1 protein-coding gene is annotated in these 1,739 nt (G+C 45.7%); it reads right to left on the reverse strand.

Annotated features, from left to right (window positions below; all coding sequences use genetic code 11):
* Positions 1 to 48 precede the first annotated feature (48 nt).
* Complete coding sequence (locus AB4653_RS25610) at positions 49 to 1,680, reverse strand: SulP family inorganic anion transporter (protein WP_029225614.1); 1,632 nt, start codon at positions 1,678 to 1,680, stop codon at positions 49 to 51.
* Positions 1,681 to 1,739 lie beyond the last annotated feature (59 nt).

The raw sequence follows: 1,739 nt of genomic DNA on the forward strand, positions 1-1,739 counted from the left end.
ACTATATTTGGCGTCTATAACTGATTCATGTGAAATTATTGCTGAAGATTAAACTGACTCAAATTGATGTTCATCTCTATCAACATAGCTTGTTGCAGCTGTCAGGGCTTCATATCTGAATCGATAAGTATTGGATTCAGGTACAAGGTCAATCACATGGAATTTTTCTAATTGCTGACGAGTATTCTCATTAGGACACAATAAGTACACTTCACACTGCGCATCTAGGGCATCTTTAATCGCATTTTCTAGCGCTAAACCAACGGTAACATCAATCATAGGCACATCAGTTAGATCTAAGATCATCGCTTCATAATCAGAAATACTCGAGTGTTGACGTGAAATCGCTTTTGAAACACTGAATATCATCGGCCCAGAAAGGTAGAAGAACAGCACTTTACCATTGGCACTATCCAGTAACTGACGTTCACTGTCAGTTAATGGGATATCGTCTTCATCATCGCCATCACTGATCGCCTTAACTTGTCTAGCTTGCTCTCGACTCAGCCTTTCAATGATCAGAATGTTTGAGATAAAAACGCCCAGCCCGACCGCAATAATTAAATCAACGAATACGGTTAATAACATCACACCGTACATGACACCCATGCCGGCATAACTCACCTTGTGTGCGCGCTGAATAAAACTCCAATCAAGGATGTTGAAACCGACATACATCGCGATACCAGCCAACACCGCCATAGGGATCGGTTCTGTTAAGCCTCCCGCAACCAATACCACTAGCGCAAGCACCAAAGCACGAATAACACCAGAAAGCGGAGAACGAGCCCCTACCTGAATGTTGGTCACGGTGCCCATGGTTGCGCCCGCACCGGGTAGCGCACCAAACAGACCAGAAATCATATTCGCAATGCCTTGGCCACGAAGTTCTTTGTCTGAATCATGCTCTTTACGAGTCAATGAATCTCCGATAACCGCAGTCAAAAGCGTATCAATACAACCAAGAGTACCTAGCACCAAAGCATCGATAACCATTGTGGTGAATTGCTCAGAGCTGATAGTCGGAATAACAAGAGAAGGTAAGCCTGCGGGAATTTCACCAATACGGCGAATAGAATCGGTATCAAAGATAATAACGGATAAGAGCGTTACAGCCACTAAAGCGACCAATTGAGCGGGCACATACTTACGATATTTAGCAGGAAAACCGAAAAGGATACCAAGCGTTAACACCCCCAAAAACAGCTCACTGACTTTCAGATTTGCTAGCGTATCAGGAAGTGCCGAAAGTGTGCCCATCACTCCGCCAGAAGGGGCTGCGTGCCCTAGCAAAGGAGAAAGTTGCAGAATGACAAGAATCACGCCGATACCGGACATAAAGCCAGATATCACGCTATATGGCATCAAAGTGACGTACTTTCCTAGTTTTAATGTACCGAGTAATATCTGAAAAGCACCCGCCATCATTACCACGGTAAAGGTCATTGCCATCCCGGTTTCAGGGTACTTGGCCACCATGCTGGTCATTACTGCCGTCATGATCACTGTCATCGGCCCGGTAGGCTCTGATATCAAGCTGCTTGAGCCACCAAACAATGCCGCAAATAGGCCCACCATGATGGCGCCCCAAAGGCCAGCTTCCGCGCCCGCACCAGAAGCGACACCAAATGCCAACGCTAAAGGCAATGAGATGATGGCTGTAGTTACACCGCCAAACATATCTCCTTTGAGATTGATATCCGTAAAACGACTTCCAAACAAAACACACCTTCCTGATG

The organism is Vibrio sp. 10N.222.48.A3, from assembly GCF_041475345.1.
GTDB classification, from domain to species: domain Bacteria; phylum Pseudomonadota; class Gammaproteobacteria; order Enterobacterales; family Vibrionaceae; genus Vibrio; species Vibrio tasmaniensis_A.